Source organism: Curvibacter sp. GW821-FHT09D12, assembly GCF_059416245.1.
Genome location: NZ_JBWKOU010000029.1, coordinates 1 through 20,898 on the forward strand (window position 1 = coordinate 1; position 20,898 = coordinate 20,898).

The 20,898-nt window shown below is 59.1% G+C and carries 11 protein-coding genes and 9 pseudogenes; 9 read left to right on the forward strand and 11 right to left on the reverse strand.

The window, feature by feature from the left end; all coding sequences use genetic code 11:
* Nucleotides 1-566: 566 nt before the first annotated feature.
* The 4 genes and pseudogenes from AC07PT_RS27025 to AC07PT_RS27040 form a co-directional block, all read right to left on the reverse strand.
* Nucleotides 567-1,577: an IS110 family RNA-guided transposase gene (locus tag AC07PT_RS27025; protein WP_492363003.1), complete on the reverse strand. Its 1,011-nt coding sequence runs from the start codon at nt 1,575-1,577 to the stop codon at nt 567-569.
* Nucleotides 1,471-2,157, reverse strand: a pseudogene (locus AC07PT_RS27030) (IS3 family transposase); the annotation flags it as partial. The pseudogene AC07PT_RS27030 and the gene AC07PT_RS27025, both read right to left, overlap by 107 nt.
* A 150-nt stretch (nt 2,158-2,307) precedes the next feature.
* Nucleotides 2,308-3,201, reverse strand: coding sequence for an SDR family oxidoreductase (locus AC07PT_RS27035; protein ID WP_492350126.1), 894 nt, complete (start codon nt 3,199-3,201; stop codon nt 2,308-2,310).
* Between the two features lie 96 nt (nt 3,202-3,297).
* Complete coding sequence (locus AC07PT_RS27040; RefSeq protein ID WP_492350127.1) at nt 3,298-3,669, reverse strand: VOC family protein; 372 nt, start codon at nt 3,667-3,669, stop codon at nt 3,298-3,300.
* Between the two features lie 66 nt (nt 3,670-3,735).
* Between AC07PT_RS27040 and AC07PT_RS27045 the strand changes: the two genes are divergently transcribed.
* The gene (locus tag AC07PT_RS27045) at nt 3,736-4,185 is read left to right on the forward strand and encodes a MarR family winged helix-turn-helix transcriptional regulator (RefSeq protein ID WP_492350128.1); all 450 of its coding nucleotides are present in this window, start codon (nt 3,736-3,738) and stop codon (nt 4,183-4,185) included.
* Nucleotides 4,186-4,300: 115 nt separating this feature from the next.
* Here the strand turns inward: AC07PT_RS27045 and AC07PT_RS27050 are convergent, their stop codons facing one another.
* Nucleotides 4,301-5,626, reverse strand: coding sequence for a GDSL-type esterase/lipase family protein (locus AC07PT_RS27050; RefSeq protein WP_492350129.1), 1,326 nt, complete (start codon nt 5,624-5,626; stop codon nt 4,301-4,303).
* A 170-nt stretch (nt 5,627-5,796) separates the two neighbouring features.
* Here AC07PT_RS27050 and AC07PT_RS27055 point away from each other — a divergent pair.
* From AC07PT_RS27055 to AC07PT_RS27070, 4 genes and pseudogenes are all read left to right on the forward strand, one after another.
* Nucleotides 5,797-6,326: pseudogene (locus tag AC07PT_RS27055) on the forward strand (transposase); the annotation flags it as partial.
* Between the two features lie 380 nt (nt 6,327-6,706).
* Entirely contained in the window at nt 6,707-7,150 is a 444-nt protein-coding gene (locus AC07PT_RS27060) for an Rrf2 family transcriptional regulator (RefSeq protein ID WP_492350130.1), read from the forward strand.
* A gap of 2 nt (nt 7,151-7,152) precedes the next feature.
* Nucleotides 7,153-8,082 carry an NAD(P)/FAD-dependent oxidoreductase gene (locus tag AC07PT_RS27065; protein WP_492350131.1) on the forward strand — a complete coding sequence of 310 codons (930 nt, stop codon included), beginning with the start codon at nt 7,153-7,155 and terminating at the stop codon, nt 8,080-8,082.
* Nucleotides 8,079-8,753 (forward strand): class I SAM-dependent methyltransferase, encoded by a 675-nt coding sequence (locus AC07PT_RS27070; protein WP_492350132.1) that lies wholly within the window; start codon nt 8,079-8,081, stop codon nt 8,751-8,753. Before AC07PT_RS27065 ends, AC07PT_RS27070 begins: the two co-directional genes overlap by 4 nt.
* 4 nt (nt 8,754-8,757) lie before the next feature.
* Here the strand turns inward: AC07PT_RS27070 and AC07PT_RS27075 are convergent.
* Nucleotides 8,758-9,006, reverse strand: a pseudogene (locus AC07PT_RS27075) (hypothetical protein); the annotation flags it as partial.
* A 502-nt stretch (nt 9,007-9,508) separates the two neighbouring features.
* On the reverse strand, nt 9,509-9,844 hold the full coding sequence (locus tag AC07PT_RS27080) for a S8 family serine peptidase (RefSeq protein WP_492350133.1): 336 nt from the start codon (nt 9,842-9,844) through the stop codon (nt 9,509-9,511).
* 14 nt (nt 9,845-9,858) lie between these two features.
* On the opposite strand from AC07PT_RS27080, the pseudogene AC07PT_RS27085 reads away from it, so the two are divergent.
* Nucleotides 9,859-10,167, forward strand: a pseudogene (locus AC07PT_RS27085) (transposase); the annotation flags it as partial.
* 278 nt (nt 10,168-10,445) lie between these two features.
* A pseudogene (locus tag AC07PT_RS27090) lies at nt 10,446-10,746 on the forward strand (IS110 family transposase); the annotation flags it as partial.
* A 213-nt stretch (nt 10,747-10,959) separates the two neighbouring features.
* Here the strand turns inward: AC07PT_RS27090 and AC07PT_RS27095 are convergent.
* A pseudogene (locus AC07PT_RS27095) lies at nt 10,960-11,726 on the reverse strand (IS5 family transposase).
* 469 nt (nt 11,727-12,195) lie between these two features.
* On the opposite strand from AC07PT_RS27095, the gene AC07PT_RS27100 reads away from it, so the two are divergent.
* Nucleotides 12,196-14,910 carry a diguanylate cyclase domain-containing protein gene (locus AC07PT_RS27100; RefSeq protein WP_494658751.1) on the forward strand — a complete coding sequence of 905 codons (2,715 nt, stop codon included), beginning with the start codon at nt 12,196-12,198 and terminating at the stop codon, nt 14,908-14,910.
* A 53-nt stretch (nt 14,911-14,963) separates the two neighbouring features.
* On the opposite strand, the pseudogene AC07PT_RS27105 reads toward AC07PT_RS27100, so the two are convergent.
* Nucleotides 14,964-15,269 (reverse strand): annotated as a pseudogene (locus tag AC07PT_RS27105) (IS66 family transposase); the annotation flags it as partial.
* Between the two features lie 109 nt (nt 15,270-15,378).
* Between AC07PT_RS27105 and AC07PT_RS27110 the strand changes: the two are divergent.
* A pseudogene (locus tag AC07PT_RS27110) lies at nt 15,379-15,846 on the forward strand (ATP-binding protein); the annotation flags it as partial.
* 11 nt (nt 15,847-15,857) lie between these two features.
* Here the strand turns inward: AC07PT_RS27110 and AC07PT_RS27115 are convergent.
* Both AC07PT_RS27115 and AC07PT_RS27120 read right to left on the reverse strand, forming a co-directional pair.
* Nucleotides 15,858-20,045 carry an EAL domain-containing protein gene (locus AC07PT_RS27115; RefSeq protein ID WP_494658752.1) on the reverse strand — a complete coding sequence of 1,396 codons (4,188 nt, stop codon included), beginning with the start codon at nt 20,043-20,045 and terminating at the stop codon, nt 15,858-15,860.
* A 149-nt stretch (nt 20,046-20,194) separates the two neighbouring features.
* Nucleotides 20,195-20,563: pseudogene (locus tag AC07PT_RS27120) on the reverse strand (transposase); the annotation flags it as partial.
* Between the last annotated feature and the right edge of the window lie 335 nt (nt 20,564-20,898).

A 20,898-nucleotide genomic window follows, 5' to 3' on the forward strand; every position in this document is an offset into this window, starting at 1 on the left:
TGAAAAAAGCGCGCCAGCCTGCGGCTGTGGGGCAGGTCGGGATTGGAGTCTGGGGAGTATTTCTTCAGCCTGTTAGGGCAACCCATGGGTCAACTTGACCTACTTCAGCCTACAGAGACAAGGAAGTCCAGCGAGGCGAGGAAAGACGCTTGACAGGTGCTAGTGGTCATTCTCCAAGTCCAACGCAGCAACGAACAAGTGATGCGTGATAACTGTGGCGTGCGGCTGCGCGCAATGGGTCCATCCCAAGCTGAGGAGCGGTTGACGCTGCCGAGCAGAGCAACTGCTAAGACTGGCTTATATGGACACCGCCCGGATTACAAGTGACTTGGATGCGTAAGGGATCGGGAGGCAGGGCTGCATTCTCATATCCGGCCTGTTGTGCAGGCGGTGCCTGCTGGCCCTGATGGCATTCGCTGATGAGGTTCCCATCTAACACTCGAGCTTGAAGCTCTCGGTTCTTATCGGAGTATCCCCATCACGGTCCAACCTGTCTGTCCCATCACACACTTGACGTCGCTTGCTCTCCTCAAACAGTAGTTTTCGAATTTCCGATCAAAGCCCCGTCATACGGTGCCCTGCCATGCATTGGGGTTCCAGGACTGGCCCTTGATGAGCACAGCCCAGATGGTGCGTGCCAGTTTGTTGGCAACTGCGGCGACCACCACGTTGTGTGGCCGGCGCTTGAGCATTTCCGTCAGCCATGGCCACGTGCTGCCTTCCTTGCATTTGAGTGCCACTGACCGTGCGGCATGCATCAGCAGTGTCCTCAGGTAGGCATCGCCTCGCTTGCTGATACCCAGCTGCCTGATGCGGCCCCCAGTCCCGGTTTGCCGAGGCACAAGGCCAACCCAGGCAGAGAACTCCCTGGCATCTTTGAACGCTTGCGGGTCGCCCATGCTGGCCACGACCGCCGTTGCGGTAAGTAGCCCCACGCGTGGAATCTGCGCGATGGCCTGGAACGAAGGGGATTCGCGCAATTGCTGCGCAAGCCTGCGCTCGATCCTATCAATGTCCTCAGTATTTTGTTTGATGCGTCGCACCTGCTCATCCAAACTGTCCATCAGCATGGCCGGCAAACGCTGCCTTGCTTCGTTCAACGTGTCTGGCAGCGCCAGGAGTAGTTGCATATGCCCTTCAGGCAGGACGATGCCGAACTCGTACAGGATTCCCCTCAGTTCGTTGGTTTGCATGATGCGCGACTTCATGAGCTGCACCCGAATGCGATGCAGCGACAAGACGACCTGTTGGGCCTCGGTTTTCACGAGTACAAAACGCATGCCTGGTTGTTGGCATGCGGTCCAAATGGCCTGCGCGTCGGCCGCGTCCGTTTTGTTACGTTGGACAAAGGGGCGAACTTTACGCGGGGAGATGAGCCGCACCTCATGCCCGAATCGCTGCAGCGAGCGAGCCCACTCGTGAGCTCCGCCACAAGCCTCCATCACGACCAGTGCTGACCCTGTCCCAGTTTCAGTACCGCTCAGAAGTAGAAACTTCCGGCCTCTCTGACATCGCAGTTGCTGCCTGCAGGCAGCAACTGCGGGCGAATTCAGCGGGTGTGGCCCACTCCAGCGCAGAGTGGGGACGACTCTCGTTGTAGTACCTGCGCCACGCTTCGATTTTGGTCTGTGCATCCGCCAATGACAAGAACCAACTCGCGTTCAGGCACTCCTGCCGCAGTCGACCATTGAAGCTCTCCACTGCCGCGTTGTCTGTCGGTTTGCCTGGCCGGCTGAAGTCCAACTCAACGCCGCGCTCGTAGGCCCATTTGTCCATCACCTTGGAGATGAACTCGCTTCCGTTGTCTGTCTTGATCGTGCCTGGTAGGCCACGTTGGACACAGACATCGCTGAGCGTTCGCACGACATCTTCCCCCTTCAAGCTCTGGCCAACCTCGATGGCCAGGCACTCCCTGGTGAACAGATCTACGACCGTCAGCATGCGCAGCTTTCGGCCATCAAACAAGGCATCGGCCACGAAGTCCATGCTCCAGATTTCATTCATGGCGTGGGCCAACTGCTTGGGCTGGCGCAACTTGGCCGCTTTGTTGCGCCGCGGCCTTTTCAGGCGCAGCGACAGACCTTCTTCCCTGTACAAGCGGTAGACACGTTTGACGTTGTCCCTGTGGCCCTCGCGGCGAAGCATCACGTGCACCCGGCGGTAGTCCTTCCCGTGGGGAGTAGTAGAGGAGGAGGTCGCAGCGCTTCAGGCGTTTTACCGGCGCCATCTTGCCGAGACCGGCCTGGGCAAAGCCTCTTTCAATGGCCACCTTCACACGGTCGCGACTCGCGACACCGATCCAGCAAGTCATTGCACGTTACCTGAACTTGATGCCCGCTCAACGACCAGGCGCCACGCGGTGGTAGGGCGTCCGATCAGCGCACTCAACTGCCGGCCTCCGTCTTCCAGTGCCCCCCTCGACGCACCCGTATCCGCGTCCGCGATGAGTTCGGCGACGGGTTCGGGTAGCTTCATGTCGATGAGCATGCGTTTGTAAGCGGCCTCGGGCATGTCCCTGTAGGCGACGGGTTTGCCGGCGGCGGCCGAGATCGCCCCAGCGAAGTCGGCCAGGGTATAGCTCTCGTCACCGGCCAGCTCATAGATGCGGCCGACCTGGCCTGCAGACGTCAACACGACGGCGGCGGCCTCGGCGAAGTCAGCACGTGTTGCAGTCGAGAAACGTCCTTCGCCTGCGCAGCCGAGCACTGCACCGTACTGAAGCGCCGGTGGAATGAGGTGCATGTGGTTCTCCATGTACCACCCGTGTCGAAGCAGGACATAGGGAACGCCTGACGCCTCAAGGATCGCTTCGGTCCGGCGATGGTCGTCACCGAAGCCGAGTGCAGACGTATCGGCGTGAAGCAGGCTTGTATAGGCCAGCAGCCCTACTCTCGCAGCTTTGGCCGCGTTGATGACATTCTCGTGCTGAGCGCAGCGTCCATCGTCCGCACTGGACGAGATCAGCAGCAGCCGGTCTATCCCATGAAACGCTGCGACAAGCGTGTCGGGCTGCGCATAGTCCGCGACGCGGATTTCGATACCCTGGACAACAAACTGCTTGGCGACCTCGTGATCCGGCGATCGGACGCCCGCCACGATACTTTGTGCGGGAGCCCGCTTCAGCAGTTCATGGATCACTAGGCGCCCGAGCTGCCCAGTTGCGCCTGTGACGAAAAGTTGAGATTGATTGGAACTCGCCATGGCTTTTCCTTAGGGGTTGGAATGAAGATCACTGAGCGCGAATGTGGTGATCTCTGAAGATGAAATCTTGCGACGGTCTCTTCTGATGTGCAGCACTCAAGACCTCACAACCGTATGAGGCGTAATCGTGTAACCAAAGGGGTCACGGAACGCAAAGTAGCGGCCGAACGGCCCGTCTTTTGGTGCGAAGACAATTTCTGTCCCGTGCTCGACAAGATGTTCATGTAGCGCATCAGCGTCGTCGCAACCGAACCAGATTGCGATCCCCTCTCCGAGCCCACCTGTCCCTTTTAGCTCCGCAATGGGCGTTCGAATAGCGAATGGAATTGGCTTTGTGTCGAAGACGACCGCGCCGGGAGGGCTAAAGGCGGCGACTGCCAGTCCAAGGACTTCTGCATAGAAAGTCCGCGCGGCTTCGAGATCTTTGGTTTGTATGCCGATGAAATCGGGTCCGATGAGATGAGACATTGCAGGGTTCCTTTGGTTAAATAAAGTAGCATATCAATGCACTGATACTAATATAAGGACACTGACATGTCTAGATCAAAAGTCTCCCCTGAAATGAGCGATCCGTATGCGACGATCGGCTTTGCGTTGAAGTTGGCCCAACAGGCCCTTCGCGCTCGGCTCGATGCAGGACTGCGAGAGATCGGCCTAACCACGCCTCAATATGCGGCTCTTACACTACTCAAGAAGGAGGCCGGGGCGTCGAACGCTGTGCTTGCGCGCCGCGCGTTTGTGACGCCACAAACGATGCAGGGCATCCTCGTTGCTCTTGAGCGTGCAGGTTTCATCTCGCGGACTGCACATCCTGAACATGGACGGGTTCAAATGACGGAGCTAACGGCATTGGGACGTGACGTACTGGAAGCAGCTGGTGGGATCGTGGCAGACGCTGAGACCCGTCTACAGAGCGCTTCTGCCCCGATCGACTCAAAGGCAGTCGCAGCGCTGCTACGACGACTCGCAGAGGCGCTCCGTTGATAGAGGAATCAAGGGGTGGCCCAAGAAGCATGAATCTTCGACCAGCTGGGTAGGCTCGAACACCTGCTTCTTGCTGCCCACTTTCAAGATGGACTTGGCCCGTCAATCCAAGTTCTCAATTCTTGAACAGGTCCAAATTGATTGCATTGCCCATCGCGGCATATCCCGCTGCGTTGGGATGCACGTTGTCACAGTTGAACTCAGGCTTGATGGTCTCAGCACCTGTCGTGGACTTTCCTCCACCGACCATCAGCCCATCAAAATCAATCACGCCGTCAAAGCGGCCAGGAGTACGAATCCAGGCATTCACCTCAAGCCGCACTTTTTCCTGTTCCGCCGTAAGACCTCCAGTTGGGGCACCACGGGGGATGATCGTCCCTGCAATCACTTTCAGACCACGTGCTCGGAGGCTGTCCAATACTTGCTGTGACCCAGCAATCAGTGTTGCCGAAGAAGCTCCACCTACGATGTCGTTGGTGCCTTCAAAGAAAATTACGTGACTGACGCCCGAAAGCGCCAGCACGTCTCGGTCCAAACGGTCTAACGCCGACGGTCCGAAACCTCCAGCTAACACAACACGATTTCCCAATATGCCCGCGTTAGCAACGGCTTTTCGCTGATCTTCGGGTAGGGCCGCGAGGCGATTGGCCAGAATGTCGGTCCAGCGTTGATATTGATCCATCACTGCGACGCCTCCAGTCAAAGTTCCACCGTTGGTCGTTGTGCTACAAAAGCCGTCCGTGATTGAATCGCCTAGCGTGACGATCGTTCCACGCATTGTTGACATGACGTCAACGGCGCCCACCCAGTAGACTGGGTAGGCGGCGATGGCTGTTCCCGTCAATACTGGATTCACGGGACTGAAGCCTTTCCCCTCCACTGAATTAGCCAAGTTGCCCTGTGCAATGAAGTTGTTGGTCAGGCCCAACGTGTGTGCACTCGCATCGGTTGCTGAGCTCGCATGCAGGCTGATGGCCAAGCGCTGGAAGGCATTTACAGGCAGATTGACGGCATCGCTCCAAGCCTGCGCACCAGGTGCCAGAGTGAGCGAGGCATTGCCATTGAAGGTCATTCGTACGTTGATGCCGTCGACCGTTGCACCAATACCAGCCACTCCGACATAGGCCGCAGAGAAAGTGACCGGCGCAGTGCCCACGGAGTTTTCAATGCGCACGCGCACTGCATTGCCTGCTGCCGTCGGACGCACAATCATTCTCACCGTACTGTCTGAAAGGTTCGCTGGTGTCTCAGGACGGTTGTGCGACGCAGCCCAGGATGTGAGCCAACTACCGCTGCTGCTGCTGCTGCCGCCGCAAGCTGATAGCAGCGTGGTACCGACCAAGGCCAAGGTGACCATCCACAAAGTCGACCAGGACGTTATTGGACTGTGGCCGCGCTGGCGCTCACCTCTAATTTGAGTATTGCTTTCCGTTTGGAACATACATTTCTCCATTGTTTGTCTAGCACGATTTGTATCAGCACACTGATATTAATATCAGCGCACTGATATCAAACGAGGACTAACCCGAAGACGAACGTTTGTATGGAGTCATCGGAGCGAGCACGGATTGCATCGGCACCGACGCTGTCAAGTGGCTGCGCTGATGTTGCTATCCGAGCCGCGATTTGCTTCGTTCCTGGATTAACGAACTGGCCCTCGACTCCCGGCAGCCCGTTGTCGGCAGGGCAGTCAGCGCACCTCGGCCGCCGGAACTGAAGAAGCTGGCGGTCCTTGAACCGTGCACTCGCGAGGGAAGTGCGCAGGTGGTTGCCCAGAAGCTTGGTGTGAGCAGGCCGACGTTGTACAACTGGAAGAATCAGCTTCTGGGGCGTGAGGCCCCTGCTTCAATGAAACACACCCATCAATCCCCGCAGCAACGAGAGCGCGACGAACTCGAGCTGCAAGTAGCTGCATTGCGCCGCGAGGTCCGGCAATTGAGGACCTCTTGAATAAGGTCCATGAACTGTTAAAAAAAGGCCTGGGCGTCAATCTGCAGCTCCTCAGCAACAGGGAGAAGGCACTGCTGATTGACGCCCTGAGAGAGCAATACGGCCTCCCAGAGCTCCTCGCGCAGGTAGGGCTGGCCCGTAGCTCGTACTTCTACCACCGGGCCCGTACAGCGGTGGGCGACAAATACCTCTAGGTCCGGCAGTCCATTACTGAGATCTTCGAGTCGAATCACCGGTGCTACGGCTAGGGAACAAGAGCAAGGAGCTCGGTGTGCAGATGGGAACCTCGTCAGCGAAAACCATCAGGGCCAGCAGGCTTACCAGCTTGCACAACAGGCCGGATATAAGACTGCAGCCCTGCCTCCTGAATCGTCACACACACGAGTTCTTGCAATCCGGGAGGCGCCCATATAAGACGTTCCCTAACTGACCTCCATGTAGATGAGCCCCAAATCGTATAACACGCCATCCGAAAGTTCGCACCGCCCGCCCACGATGGCTTGCGTTGGGACCTCATCCGCAGGTCAAATCTGTCTTGACGCATCGCTTTAAATGAAACATCATTAGTTACATGAAACGAGATAGCCGCCTGTCTTCCGTGCTGCATGCGCTGCTGCACATGGCCGAGCAGGATGGACCGGTCACCTCCGAGACCTTGGCCCAATGCCTGGGCACCAACCCCGTCGTCGTCCGGCGCACCATGGGGTATCTGCGCGAAGCGGGCATCGTTACGTCCGATCGCGGCCACGCGGGCGGATGGCGCATCCATGCCGACTTGGGCTCGGTCACCCTGCGCCAGTTGCACGAGGCGTTGGGTGAGCCGGCCGTGTTTGCCGTTGGCAACCGCAATGAGACACCGGAGTGCCTGGTCGAGCAATCGGTAAATGCCGCGCTCGAGGGCACGTTTGCCGAGGCCGAGGCGCTGCTCCTGAAGCGGTTCTCCGAAATTACCCTCGCCGATCTGGCCGCGGACTTTTCGCGACGGCACGCGGCTGCACGACGCAAAAGGAGTTGAGCATGCACCACGACGTCATCGTCATCGTCATCGACGGAAGCTACGCGGGAATAGCCGCGGCCATGCAACTGGTGCGGGCGCGCAGGTCCGTGCTCGTGATCGATGCGGGCGAGCGGCGCAACCGCTTCGCCAGCCATTCCCTCGGGTTTCTCGGCCAGGATGGTGTTGCCTCCGGCGAAATAGCGGCGAGCGCGCGCCACCAGGTCGAAGCCTATCCGACGCTGACGTGGCTTGAAGGCCGGATCGATGCCATCACAGGGCAGGTGGATGAATTCAATGTCACGACGTCCGATTGCGTATCGCACCAAGGCCGCCGCATCCTGGTGGCCACCGGCGTGGCCGACCAGCTACCTGCCGTCGAAGGCCTCGCAGTGCGCTGGGGCGAGGCGGTCTTCCATTGCCCGTACTGCCATGGCTACGAGCTCGGCCAGGGTCGCATAGGCATCGTCGCCACCGGCCCGATGTCCATCCACCAGGCTGAACTGCTGACTGATTGGGGCGATGCGACCTTGCTGGTCAACGGCGCTGTGGAACTGAGTCAGGAAGCCAGGTCCGCGCTGGAGCGACGGGCCGTGACGATCGAGGAAGCGCCCATTGGCAGGATCGAAGGAACGGCAGACGTGGTGATGGCCGACGGGCGGTTGCTGCGCTTTGCGGGTCTGTTCACCGCGACGCGCACATCTCCCTCCAGTTCTCTGGCCGAAGTGGTAGGCAGCGTGCTGGAAGAGACGCCCATGGGAGTTCAGGTGCGCACCGATTCCGAGAACAAGACTTCAGTCACTGGGATATTTCCCTGCGGCGATGTAGCGCGGGCGCCTCAATCCGTGTCGCTGGCCGTGGGCAGCGGCGCCATGGCAGGCACCCAGGTCCACCGTTCGTTGCTTTGGCCCGAAACCATCGCACCCGTGCAAACGGAAGGCGGCTGCCGATGACCCCGTTTTCCGACCCGGCGGCCGTATCGAGCTATGCAGAGAGAACCGCGAGGATAGTGCCCGGCCTTCGGGACTTGCACAGGATGGCGGGTGTACTGCTGGCCGAACGTGCGCCAGCTGACGCACGCATCCTGGTGCTCGGCGCCGGCGGCGGGCTCGAGCTGAAGGCCTTCGCCGAGATGCAGTCCGCCTGGCACTTCGACGGCGTGGACCCTTCTGCCGAGATGCTCGACCTGGCCCGCACGACCCTCGGGCCTATGACGCCTCTTGTGCGCCTGCACGAAGGCTATATCGACAGTGCGCCCATCGGGCCTTTCGATGGCGCGACCTGTCTTCTGACGCTTCACTTTCTGCCGCCGGTCGAACGCCTCGGAACCTTGAAGGAAATCCACTTGCGGCTCAAGCCCGGTGGCCCCCTTGTCGTTGCACATCATAGCTTTCCCAGCGAGGATCCCGTCAGGGACAGATGGCTCGCGCGCAATGCGGCGTTCGCGGCTGCATCCGGCGTGCCTATCGCACAGGCCGAAGGCAGCATCGCTGCGATCAAGGAGCGGCTACCCGTACTTTCACCCCAGCAGGATGCCGATCTGCTTCGCGAGGCCGGATTCACTCATATCGAACTTTTCTATTGCGCATTCACCTTCAAGGGCTGGGTCGCCCGCAGACCATGAGGGATCAGGCCAACTGGCCGCGTGGTGGCACGATGTCAGCCTCCGCATCGTCCTGGGCAGTTGCCGCCTTTTCTTTCCATGGCCTGCCGGTTCTTACCATGGCATTCAGAATGATCAGTAGCTTGCGCATGCAAGCCACGATGGCGACCTTTTTGGGCTTGCCTGCTGCTACCAGCTGCTCATAGCAGGTTCGGTTGTGCCGCATCACCACGATTGCCGCCATGTAGAGAGCGCTGCGCGCTGTTACCCGACCAGTCGCAGACATGCGCTCAGGACTGACGTACGGGCTTGGAAGCACCGAGGGATAACGAGCTACATGCTGCGGCCAATCGCCGGTGCCAAACGGCACCGGGCGCGAACGGCACTCCGATTACGTGGAATGGGATAAACAAGGGATCAAAGCCGGATGGCTGCGATTCGGCACAAAGCGTGGGGCGCAGCCCGCGAGCCCGACGGCGGCGCGCCGGGACGCTCGTTACGAACGACGACGGCATTCGCGGCAGGGATTTTCTGGGCGACAGCAGCGTAAAGATCAACGTTCATCTGCTGCGTCTGAATGGACACTAGAAGGCTATACCGTGCTGGCAGGCCATAGCGTTCCAGCACAGGCCGCGTCCGCCACCACCCTGCCGAAGGATAGACGGCGACGAAGCCACGGCTGGCTAATTCAGCAGCCGTGCCTTTCCAGACATCCTGGTGCAGCGATCCACGATGTCGTTGCCGTTCACCCAGTAGCCAGTTGGAATCAGAGGGATTCACTGGGGCGCCCTCATTCCCGCACACAAAGCCGACGCTGCGCCGGTGGCGTTGCTGGTGGTGAACAAGCGATTCAGCGGCTGGTTGTGGGTCGTCAGCACGTTCAGGCTGGCCATGTCAACCGCGCCAAGATCATCCTTGGCCGCATTGCCACCTTCCAGCACCACTTCGGGGTTCAACGGCCATGCTCGATCCCACGTTCTAGTTGTCGTTGTGAAGGGACTGAGGCCACCGGCTTCAGCGACTGGATTCAAGGACGCATGTCCTTCTGTGTCGATCTTGTCGGTGCAAGCGCCCACCGTGATCGCGTTCCATGCTTGGCCGGGGTCATGCACAAGATTGGTGGAAAGGCTACCAGGGCGCGCAAAAGCACCCTGATGCCAATGCCGGCGTGAATTGGAACGTGGCCACGCGCCCAGGCCAGCGCCGGGCGCTGGACAAGAATGACCCCAGGCAACGCCACATCGACGAAATCGAGCGCATCAAGTCACGCATCCGAGCCAAGGTGGAGCACCCGTTCAGGGTCGTCAAGCACCAGTTTAGGCACGTGAAGGTGCGCTACCGAGGGCTGGCCAAGAACACGGCGCAGTTGCACACGCTGCTTGCGTTGGCCAATCTGTGGATGGCAAAGCGCAAACTCATGAGAGTTGCGGCATGAGCGCGTCTGCTACACGCCAAATCGGCATGGGCGGCGCCGATTCGCGCCGGCAGTGGGCAAATCGACGGAGTTAGATGGGCTGTAAACCAGCGGCAATCCTTATGACCCGCCCACTGCCGCGTTCAACTCATATTTGTGCAGATGGCATGGACGTCTCCACCTACACCGCTAATGAACGCGTAGGCCTATGACCAGATTCAGGCAGGGCCTCGCGGTAACAGCATCAAAGTGCCAAAGTGGAAGTTCGTCGCAACCACTTGAAAACCGGAGGCCCCACCATGCAATCTTCCCCAGTTCTGCCTGTGATCGGAATGGATATTGCCAAGAACGTGTTCCAGCTCCACATCGTAGACGCCAGCGACAGGCGTGGTCGAACGACACAAACTCAGGCGTGATCGGGTGCCTACATTCTTTGCCAATTGTCAGCGGTCGCTCGTCGCGTTGGAAGCCCGTGGCGGCGCCCACCATTGAGCAAGAACGCTGCAGGCATTGGGGCATGAAGTGAAGCTGCTACCAGCCAAACATGTCCGCCCCTTTGTACTGCGCGACAAGACCGATGCACGTGATGCCCAGGCCATCTGAGTGGCAGCCCAACAATGGCTTTGCTCGGAATCCAACCAACACTACCTGCGTGAGGCCCGAAAGGAAGCCCGCTGGATGAAGTGAGGTGCCTCGGATTTCACGTTCATCGCTCAACGTGCAACCAGGCACGACGGAACTCACCATCAGTCACCATCTGCAGGCCGCAGGCACATTGGAGTTGCACGCACGTAACGGATGGCCTAGGGCCTGTTAACACAAACCACTCAGACCATCGGCAACCAGTACGAAGTTGAGGAAGCCCATGAACATCGCATCGAGTTTCTCAAATCGGGAAAAGACTCGTCGGTAGCCTTTAAGGCGGCGGAATAAGCGCTCGACTTCGTTGCGGCGCTTGTACATGGCTTTGTCGTATTCTCAGGGGTCAAGCCGTGTCCTGGTAGGAGGCACAACCGGGATGAACCCCAAGTCAAGAGCCAACTGCCACGTCTCGTTGCCTTCGTATGCGCGGTCCATGAGCAAGTGAATGGGACGGTTTGTCGGCCCCAGGCTTTGCAGAAGGCGCCGCCCCTCGGGCGCATCATGCGCTTGTCCTGGCGACAGGCTGAAAGTTACGACCGTTCGCGCATCCGCGGCAACCAGATGAATCTTGGTGTTCCATCCGCCCCGAGATTTGCCGATGGACTGAGGACCGCTTTTTTTAGTGCGCCGGTCCCGTCGGGGTGGACCTTGATGCTGGTCGAATCAAGTGAGACCGCTTCAATGCGGATACGCACCACCTGCTGGCGTTGCAGCTCTTCAAACATCTTGTCCAGCACGCCCACCTTTTCCCAGCGGCGCATGCGCGTGTAGATGGTGTGCCAATTACCAAATCTCTTGGGTAGGCCCCGCCATTTGCAGCCATGCTCGGCGACGTAAAGCATCGCGTTGACGACCTGAAGGTTTGTCATGCTCACATTGCCACGCTGAGTGGGTAGGCAGTGTTCGATGCGCGCAAATTGTTCGGGCGTTATCTCCATGTGGCGAGTTTCACCGATTCCATACGTCTTGGGAATTAGTGTTAACACGCCCTAGTCCTCCGACTCGGTCAACTGTTGCGTTCCTTGAGCAACGGCCTACCGAGCCTGCTCGAACCTTTCAAGCTGAATATAGCTGCCCATGACATCGGCATGGAACAGAGCGGAAAGGTGACATGGAGAGCATTCACAAAGCAGTGGCGTTGGACAGCAACGCCTCCGCCGCTCATGGGTGCTGAGGCGAAACGGGGCTTCTGCCAGTCATGTCCATGGTGATCACCTCGAATCTTCCTGCTGAAGGATTCAGCAGCTCAGTGGAACACCCAGATCCGCCCTGGAATGCGTTTTGCGCTTTTTCGGCCTATTTCAAGCTGCCCATACCATGTCAATCCCCTATTTTCGGGTAAACAATACCATTTAAAATGGTATTTATGATAAATTCGGTTCAAGTCAAACTTGACCTAGCACTAGTATGTTTCAAATTCCTCAGTATGAAACAGCGAGCCCGCACCTGCGCGCTCTGTTGATCCGCCGCACCTGGGTTGGCATCGGTATCCTGGGGGTTTGTCTGGTGGCACTATCTATGTTCTGGCTTTACACAAGTCAGGCCAGCTTGAAGGCGCAGGCGTTTGGAATCGCCCGCAGTACTGCGCAGAGTCTGCAGAAGGCGATTGCGCTGGATTTACTGCGCCTGGACAGCGTCCTGGCCCGTGCCGAGTTGGCCCAACCACGGCATGCAGCCCCTCTGAGGGGGAAGTTAGTGCCGTTGCGCCAGATTCATGACACGCTGGACCGGGAACAGGGTCTGCTGGCTGTTGGGATTCTTGACTCAGCTGGTCAGCGAATCGGCCTAGCTGCACTGGAGGAGATTCCTGACTTGCCCGCGCTGGAGCATGAGATTTTTGATGCATTGCAGGCGTCTCGCTCGACGAAGCTGACGGTGCTGTCCCTGGTTCAACTGGCAGCGCCCAAGAACACCTGGGTGCTTCTGTTGGGTCGACGCAGGGTGTCTGCTGAGGATGGCGACGGCGGTGGTGAAGGGGCGGTCTATGGCCTGCTGGCCACCGCCCATTTTCAATCATTGATGGATTCGGTTGCACTGGGGCCACAAGGCGCCATTAGCCTGCGCTACACCCCCTCGATGCGGCTGCTTGCCCGCGAGACCTTCGAGCCGGACGATGATGCGCCAGAGCCGATCGGGAGCTTACGACTGTCCGACGATTTTCTTCGTGCATTGGCTCGCCAGACAGCTTCGGGCGAATTCACCGCCCACACCGCCATCGACCAAATCGAGCGCAACAACGTCTACCTGAGCGTGCCCCAACAGCCGCTGACAGTCATTGCTGGAGTGGCCACGGCGGGCTATCTGCGCCTTTGGCATCTTCAGGTGCTGCAGGTGACAGTATTGGCAGTGTTGGCAATTGGCGTGATCGCCTGGTGTGCCTGGCTGATCTATCGCGCCTGGGACCGCGAATCCACCCATGCCCAGGCCCTAGCGCGCCAGGGGCAACGCATCCAGGCGCTGCTGCGGACTGCCAGCGACGGCACCCATGTTCTGGATTCGAAGGGCACCCTGGTGGAGGTGGGGGACACTTTTTTGACATTGTTGGGCTATCGACGCGGGCAGTTGATCGGGCGTTCGGTGTCAACCTGGCTGCCGGGCTTTAGCTCGAGGCACGTGATGGTCTGGGGCAAGGTGCTTGATCGGCGGCCGAGCCTGCGTCGCGAAACCCTCTACCGGCGGGCCGACGGACAACAGATCTGCGTTGAGATCTACGCCTCCAAAGTGACAATCGATGGACAGGCTCTGGTATTCTGTTCGGCACGGGACATGACACACCGCAACGAACTGCAAGCCCAACTCAAGGCCTCCAACGACCGCGCCCAAGACCTCTGGGACAACGCGCCTTGTGCTTATCACGTGATGGATGAACAAGGTGTTTTTTTACAGGTTAATGCCACAGGTCAGCGCTGGCTGCAACAAGCGCCCGAAGATCTTATCGGCCGCCGGTCTTTGGCCGACTTCCTGGATGGCGCAGACCAGCAGGCCTTGGCGGGCCTGCTGGACAGGGTCAAGACCGAGGGCCGCGCCCAAGACATCGAAGTGAACTTGCAGCTTGCACTTGGCGCGCCCCGACGCCGGGTCAGCCTCAGTGCAACCGCCATAGCCGAGGGGCTGGAGCCTCGCTGGCAGATCCGCACGGTGATGCATGACATCACCAGCATGTACTACCTGAAGCAGCAGCTTGATGGCCTAGTCAATGAACAGCAAGCCATGCTTGACAACGACCTGATCGGGATCGTAAAGCTGGTGGACCGAAAGGTGATCTGGATGAATCGGGGGATGACTCGGATCTTCGATTTCGATCAGAGCGAGCTGGTGGGGCAGCCGATACGCGCACTGTATGTCGATGAGGCCGCCTATGTCCGGGTCGGCGAACAGGCCTACGCCAAGTTGGAAGATCATGGCCGCTACCGCACCGAAATCCAGATGCGCAGCAAGAACGGGCAAGTGCTCTGGATCAAGGTGTTCGGCAGCTATCTGGCGGGCAAGGATGGCGAGTCGCTATGGTTGCTGGAAGATGTCACCCAAGCCCATCTACTGTTCGAGAAGATTGAGGCCCTGGCCTATCACGATGGCCTGACGGGCCTGCCCAACCGAAGAATGATGACGGATCGATTGGAGATCGCAATTGCGAACGCGCGCAGAAATGGGTTAGTCATTGGCGTGTGTTTTCTCGACCTAGATGGGTTCAAGGCCGTGAATGACCAACACGGCCACGAGGCCGGTGATTTACTGCTGCGGGAGATAGGCCGAAGGCTTGAACAAGAACTTCGGCCGGCGGACACGGTATGCCGTACCGGTGGCGATGAATTCGTACTGATTCTGAACCCCCTGGCGGCCAAGCCGGATCATGAGCAGGTCTTGAACCGCGTGTTGGCCTGCGTGCGCCGCACCTTTGTGCTGGACAGCGGCGTCGAGGTGCGGGTAGGGGCCAGCATTGGTGTGTCCTTCTTTCCAGACCACGGCAACACGGCAGACATGCTTCTGCGCAAGGCAGACCAGGCCATGTATGAAGCCAAGGCGAGTGGTCGGGGACGGATTTGTGTGAAGGCGCTGCCCTTACCCACGGCCAGCAACCCAGTCAGGACTGACGAGGTACCTGCGCCCTCCGCAGCCGACTGAACGCGGCCTCAGAGTATCGCTCTGCTCTTCCCGTCCGCTAACACCAAGTTTCACGCTCGGACTGAACGCTCCAGATCGGCACCCTGGCGGGCGTAGATCTGCAACAGGCAATACAGCGGCGTGTGATCGGCATACATGCTCATCAGCACATGGACCAGCAGGCCAGCACCAGCCATGCAGCGATTAACAGGACGCCTGCCGGCGCGCACCTGGCGTGCAAACCGGTGAGCCAAAGAGGCCTCCAACTCTTGCCAGGGCATGCGGTTGGCAAGCACCGCCAACGGGTGGCGCAGATCAATCATCTGGTCAAGGCGGTTGCGGAAGAAGTCAGCGGTCATGGTTGATCGGGCCTCAGGCAAAACTCCCAGGAATTGGGCTGTGGTGAATATTAAATTGGGAGTTCTGGGCTGAGGCAATGGCCTGCGGGGCCAATGTTCATGCGGGTTGCTGGGGTTTGGCAGGGACGACGAGGTACGCTCGGTGGCCTATCAGCTCAAGGTGGCAAGGTTCCCAGCCTATCGAGACCTGACGGGCTTCAACTTCAGCCACAGCGAGGTCAATGAAGCCTTGGTTCGGCAGTTGCACCGCTGTGAGTTCCTGGAGGATGCCAACAACGTGGTGCTCGTGGGCGGACCGGGCACGGGTAATACCCACATTGCCACAGCCCTGGGCGTGCAAGCGATTGAACATCACCACCGCAGGGTGCGGTTCTTCTCAACGGTGGAGTTGGTCAACGCATTGGAGGACGAGAAAGCTCAAGGCAAGGCTGGACAGCTCGCTCACCGGCTGGCGTATGCCGACCTGGTGATTCTGGATGAGCTGGGCTACCTGCCCTTCAGTGCCTTTGGTGGGGCACTTCTGTTCCACCTGTTGTCCAAACTCTACGAACGCACCAGCGTCGTGATCACCACCAAACTGAGCTTCAATGAATGGGCCATCCATTCTTCTCAAGAAGGAGAAAGCAACCCGTGATGCAGCAGCATGGTTTCAAAGTCAGCGGCAGGCACTGGCCTGGAAAACCAGTAACCCTGCATTTCGTCGCATTGGTTGTCGCGTAGATAGTCAAGTTGCTCCCGAGTCTCGACGCCCTCGGCGATGACCTTGAGCTTCAAACGATGGGCCAGGTCCAGGATGGCCGCAGCGATCAGGGCGGACTCGCGATCTGTGGCAATGGGTCTGACAAAAGACTGATCGATCTTGAGCGTATCGATGGGAAATCGACTCAGGTAGGAGAAGCTTGAATAGCCGGTGCCGAAATCATCAAGCGACAGTTGCACTCCCAGGTTCTTGAGCTGGTGCAATGTGCCAATGGTACGCTCCGGGTCGTCCATCAGCATGCTCTCCGTCAACTCCAGTTCCAGGTGTCCGGGCGCAATGCCGTGCAGACCCAAGGTCGCGCTCACCACTTCGGTCAGATCCCCCGAACGGAATTGTCGGGCAGAGACATTGACCGCGACCCGGCCAAATTGCCAGCCCAGGTCGATCCAGTGCTTCAGTTGACGGCAGGCTTCGTCCATCACCCAGGCACCGATAGGAACGATGAGTCCCGTCGATTCCGCCAAAGGGATGAATTGCGAAGGCATCACCATCTTGCCATTCGAACGGCGCCACCGGATCAAGGCCTCGGCACCGACAATGCGCCCGCTCTTCAACTCGATCTGAGGTTGGAAATGGAGCTGCAACTCGTGACGCTCGATGGCTTTTCGCAGTGCGCTGTCCATGTCAAGCCGGGCACGCGCGTCCATGTTCATGGCCGAGGTACTGAAGCAGAACTGATTGCCGCCCTGAACCTTGGCCTGTTGCAGCGCGGTGTCGGTGTCCCGCAGCAGTTCTGCCGCGGTCTCGCCATTGTCGGGATACAGGCCAATACCCAGGCTCGCGCTCAGATAGACCCGCTGTCCATCCGCCATCTCAAAAGGCGCAATCAGGGCCTCCAGGATAGTCTGCGCAATCTGGGCCGCGATGCTCGGTGTCGGAATGGTCTCCAGAATCAGCAGAAACTCGTCCCCGCCCAGTCGGCCGAGGGTATCGGACTCCCGGACAAGCGCATCCAGGCGCTGCGCAGCGGCCTGAATCAATTGATCACCCGCTTGATGGCCCAGACTGTCGTTCACGGTGTTGAGTCGGTCAAGATTGATGATCAGGACCGCGACCTCATGCCCAGCTCTGCGCGCATGATCCAGGCTGTGCTCCAGACGTGACAGCAGCAAGAGTCGATTGGGCAATTGGGTCAGGGCGTCGTAGTGGGCCAGACGGGCCAATTGCTCTTCATTGCGTCGAAGTTGACTGATGTCCGTCAGCATGCCGACGTAGTGGGTCGGCTGTTGCCTGGCATCGAGTACCCGGGAAATGGTCATCCAGGCGGGATACAACTCGCCGCCGCTGCGGCGATTCCATATCTCGCCCTGCCAGTGGTTGCTCTCTTTCAGGCTCGCCCACATCCCCTGGAAGAACTCGGGGCCGTGTCGATCCGAGCGCAGCAGGCGCGGGTTCTCTCCCAGCACCTGTTGCTCGGAGAATCCGGTGATCTCTGAAAAGGCCTGGTTCACAGCCAGGATGGCGCAGTTGGCGTCGGTGACGATCACACCTTCGCGCGCCGACTCGAACACCGTGGCGGCCTGACGCAGCCGGGCTTCGTTGAAGTGGCGTTCGGTCACATCCTGGGCCATGCCCACAAACAGTCTGAGACCATTTTCCCCCACAGCGGGTCGACCGCTTTCTTGAACCCAACGCACGGAGCCATCAGGAAATTGCATCCTGTATTCCAGCGCGAAATCCAGCTGAGCCCTGACGGCATGGCGCTTGGTCTTCTGCACTTGCGCCCGATCCTCCGGGTGCACAGAAGACAGGTAGGACTCGGCGTCCAGACAGAGCGAAGCGGGCGTCTGGCGCCAGATTCTTTCGCAGGCCGGACTGACATAGCTCAGTTGGCCAGAATCCCCCTCTGACAGCCAGAATACCTGCGGGATGGTGTCGGCGATGTGGCGAAAGCGTTCTTCGCTGTGCGTCAAGGCCCGCTCCGCCGCCTTGCGGGCATCAATGTCCTGGATCACCGAAATGAAGTGCTCGGGCTGCCCTTCAATGTCTCGGACCAAGGACACCGTGAGCTGGATCCACACCACCTGACCGTCCTTGCGCAGATAGCGCTTCTCCAGCGAGTAATGGTTCAACTCACCCGTCAGCACACGCCCGGCCTGGGCCACATCGCGGTCAAGATCATCGGGATGGGTGATGTCCTGGAAGCTGAGCCTCAACAACTCATCGCGCGGGTAGCCGACGATGTCGCACAACTTCTGATTGACCCGCAGCCAATGGCCATGGGGTGCGACATGGGCCAGGCCCACAGCCGCTTGTTCGAAGGTGGCCCTGAAACGCTCCTCCAGGCTGTGCAGACGGCGCCCCACCCGGCGTCGTTCCTTGAGCAAGCCACCGACGCGCGCCAGCAGCTCGTCCACCGAAAAAGGCTTCTGCATAAAATCCTGGACGCCCTGCAGCAGCAGGTGCGAGCGCAGGCGATCATCGGCCTTGGCGGTCAGCATGACAATCGGAGAGTCGTCAAGCTCAGGGTGTTCGCGCAAGGCATGGACCAGTTGTTCACCGTCCATGCCCGGCATCATCACGTCGGAAACGATCAGGTCTGGCAGCCGTTCCAGCGCCATCTGCAGGCCTGCCACACCATCTCCGGCTTGAACCACCCGACAGGAAGCGCTCAGCACCGCAGCGATGAAGGCGCTCATGTCCGGGTTGTCTTCCACCACCAGAACCAAGGGGCGTCTGTCACGACCACCGGCCTCGGACTCTTCTCTGTCGTCGGTCTGCGCCACAGGGGAATACTCCGGCGTGGGCGCCTGGACCGGTTCAGGGCGCGCAGGCTCGACAGTGACCCCCTGGGGGGCCTGCAGAGGAAGCCTGACCTGGAAACAGGCCCCCCCTTCGGGGGCTTGGCTCAGGGTGACCGAGCCCTCATGCAGCAAGGTGAATTCCTTGACGATGGCCAGACCGAGTCCGCTGCCTCCGGAGCCGCGTACTGGGCTTCCGTCGAGTTGGCGGAAGCGTTCGAACACGGCCTCTTGATGCGTTGGCGCAATCCCAGGACCACTGTCGCCTACCCTGCATACCGCAAAGCCTTCCTCCTGACGCAATGCCAGGCTCACGATCCCCCCGTCCGGGGTGAACTTGAAAGCATTCGACAGAAGATTCAACAGAATCCGTTCGCATTTGTCCCCATCGAACTGGCCCCAAAGCGTGCCGGGCAGGTCCAGGCGGAAGCGGATTCGATGGTCCTCAGCCAGGGTTTCGAAGTTTGCAGCCAACCTGCGAGCCAGTGACGCTAAGTCCAATTCACTGTATTGCAGTCCCAATCGGCCGGCATCCAGCTTCGCGATGTCCAGCAAATCGTCGACCTGACGGTGCAGGAACCGTGCATTTCTCTGCATCATGAGCAGCGCTTGGCGCTCTGAGTCGTTGAGCCTTGGGGAAGCCAGCAATCTGCCAAGTGGCCCCAGGATCAAGGTGAGAGGAGTTCGCAGCTCATGGCTGACATGCGCAAAAAAACGGGTCTTGAGATCGTCCAGCTCTCGAGTCTGTCGGTACAGACGATCCAGAACTGCATTGGAGGTCTTAAGTTGGGCATTGGCATCGGCCGCCTCGCGGGTGCGGGCAATGATGTCGGCCTCCTGAGCCAATGCCCCAGCCACCGGCTCCACCGTCTGCACGCCGTCTGCTAGCCGTTGTTTCAGTTGCAGCAGTTCGGTCACATCCTCGACCCGGTGGATGATGTGGATCAGAAGCCCCTGCTCATTCACGACCGGGGTATTCAGGGGACTCCAATAGCGAGTCTCGAACCCGCCGCCTTCCGACTCCGGGCGGCGGATATCGTATTTTTGCACCGGCATCGCGTCGGCCTGTGCGGTCTGTAGCACCCGGACGAGTGAAGCACGCAGATTGCGCACGCCCTCGGTGGCCGGATCATCCGGGTTGTCAGGAAAGACGTCGAAGATTCCCCTGCCAAGAATCACTTCCCGCTGCGTCTTGGTGGCCTGCGCGTAGGCCTGATTGACCGCGACGATCCGCAGATCGGTGTCCAGAACAAGGAAAAGCCCAGGAGCGCCATCAAACAGCCTTTGGTAATCCACGGGCAACGCCGCTCCAGTCGCTTCAGATAAGCCCAACCCATCCATACCACTCCCTATCCACTTCGGCTTCAATCCGACGTAGGATCAGAGCATAGACCCACACGTTTGTTGGTGCCAGTGCAATCGTGATCAGCTGCGCTTTAGACTGGCTAACACGACCGGTCCACGAACCGAGAACAGATGATGGCTGCGGCCAACGTGAGCAAGGCTTGATGGATATCGAGCCGTCTTTCGAATCGGATCCTCAGTTTTCCAAACCCGCCAAACCAGGCGTGCGTGCGTTCGTCAACCCAGGGGTGTTTTCCCAGCCGTTGACTGCTTTCAACGCCTCGACGGGCAATCCTGCACAAGATGCCTTTGGCCTTCAAATAGGCCCGGCAACGACGGTAGTCGTAGCCCTTGTCCGCATGCAGTTTTCTGGGGCGTTGGCGTGGGTGACCCGGCAATCCTCTCAGCGCTGGGATGACGTCAATGCATGGCTCGAACAGCATTGAGTCGTGCCGATTGGTCCCGCTGACAGTGCGCTTGCGAGGGCCTCCCTTATTGGATGGAACACAGGCGGTGATCAGGGGCTGTAGCTGCTGCCGCAGTTCTTTGCTTACGGGACGTCGGGCCATGGGGGCGCAGAGCATAACTGCTCCGCAGGCCTTCAGGAGTGAGTAGCGTTAGCCGTTCTTAATTTGAACAAATTTGAAAATGACAGAATGATATTGGTCGCCTTAATTTATCCAAATTTATATGAAAGAGGGCAATAAAGACCAATATCATTCCAAATATAAATAAATACAGCTCTTTAATTAGTCGTCCCTGCCAAACCCCAGCAACCCGCATGAACATTGGCCCCGCAGGCCAT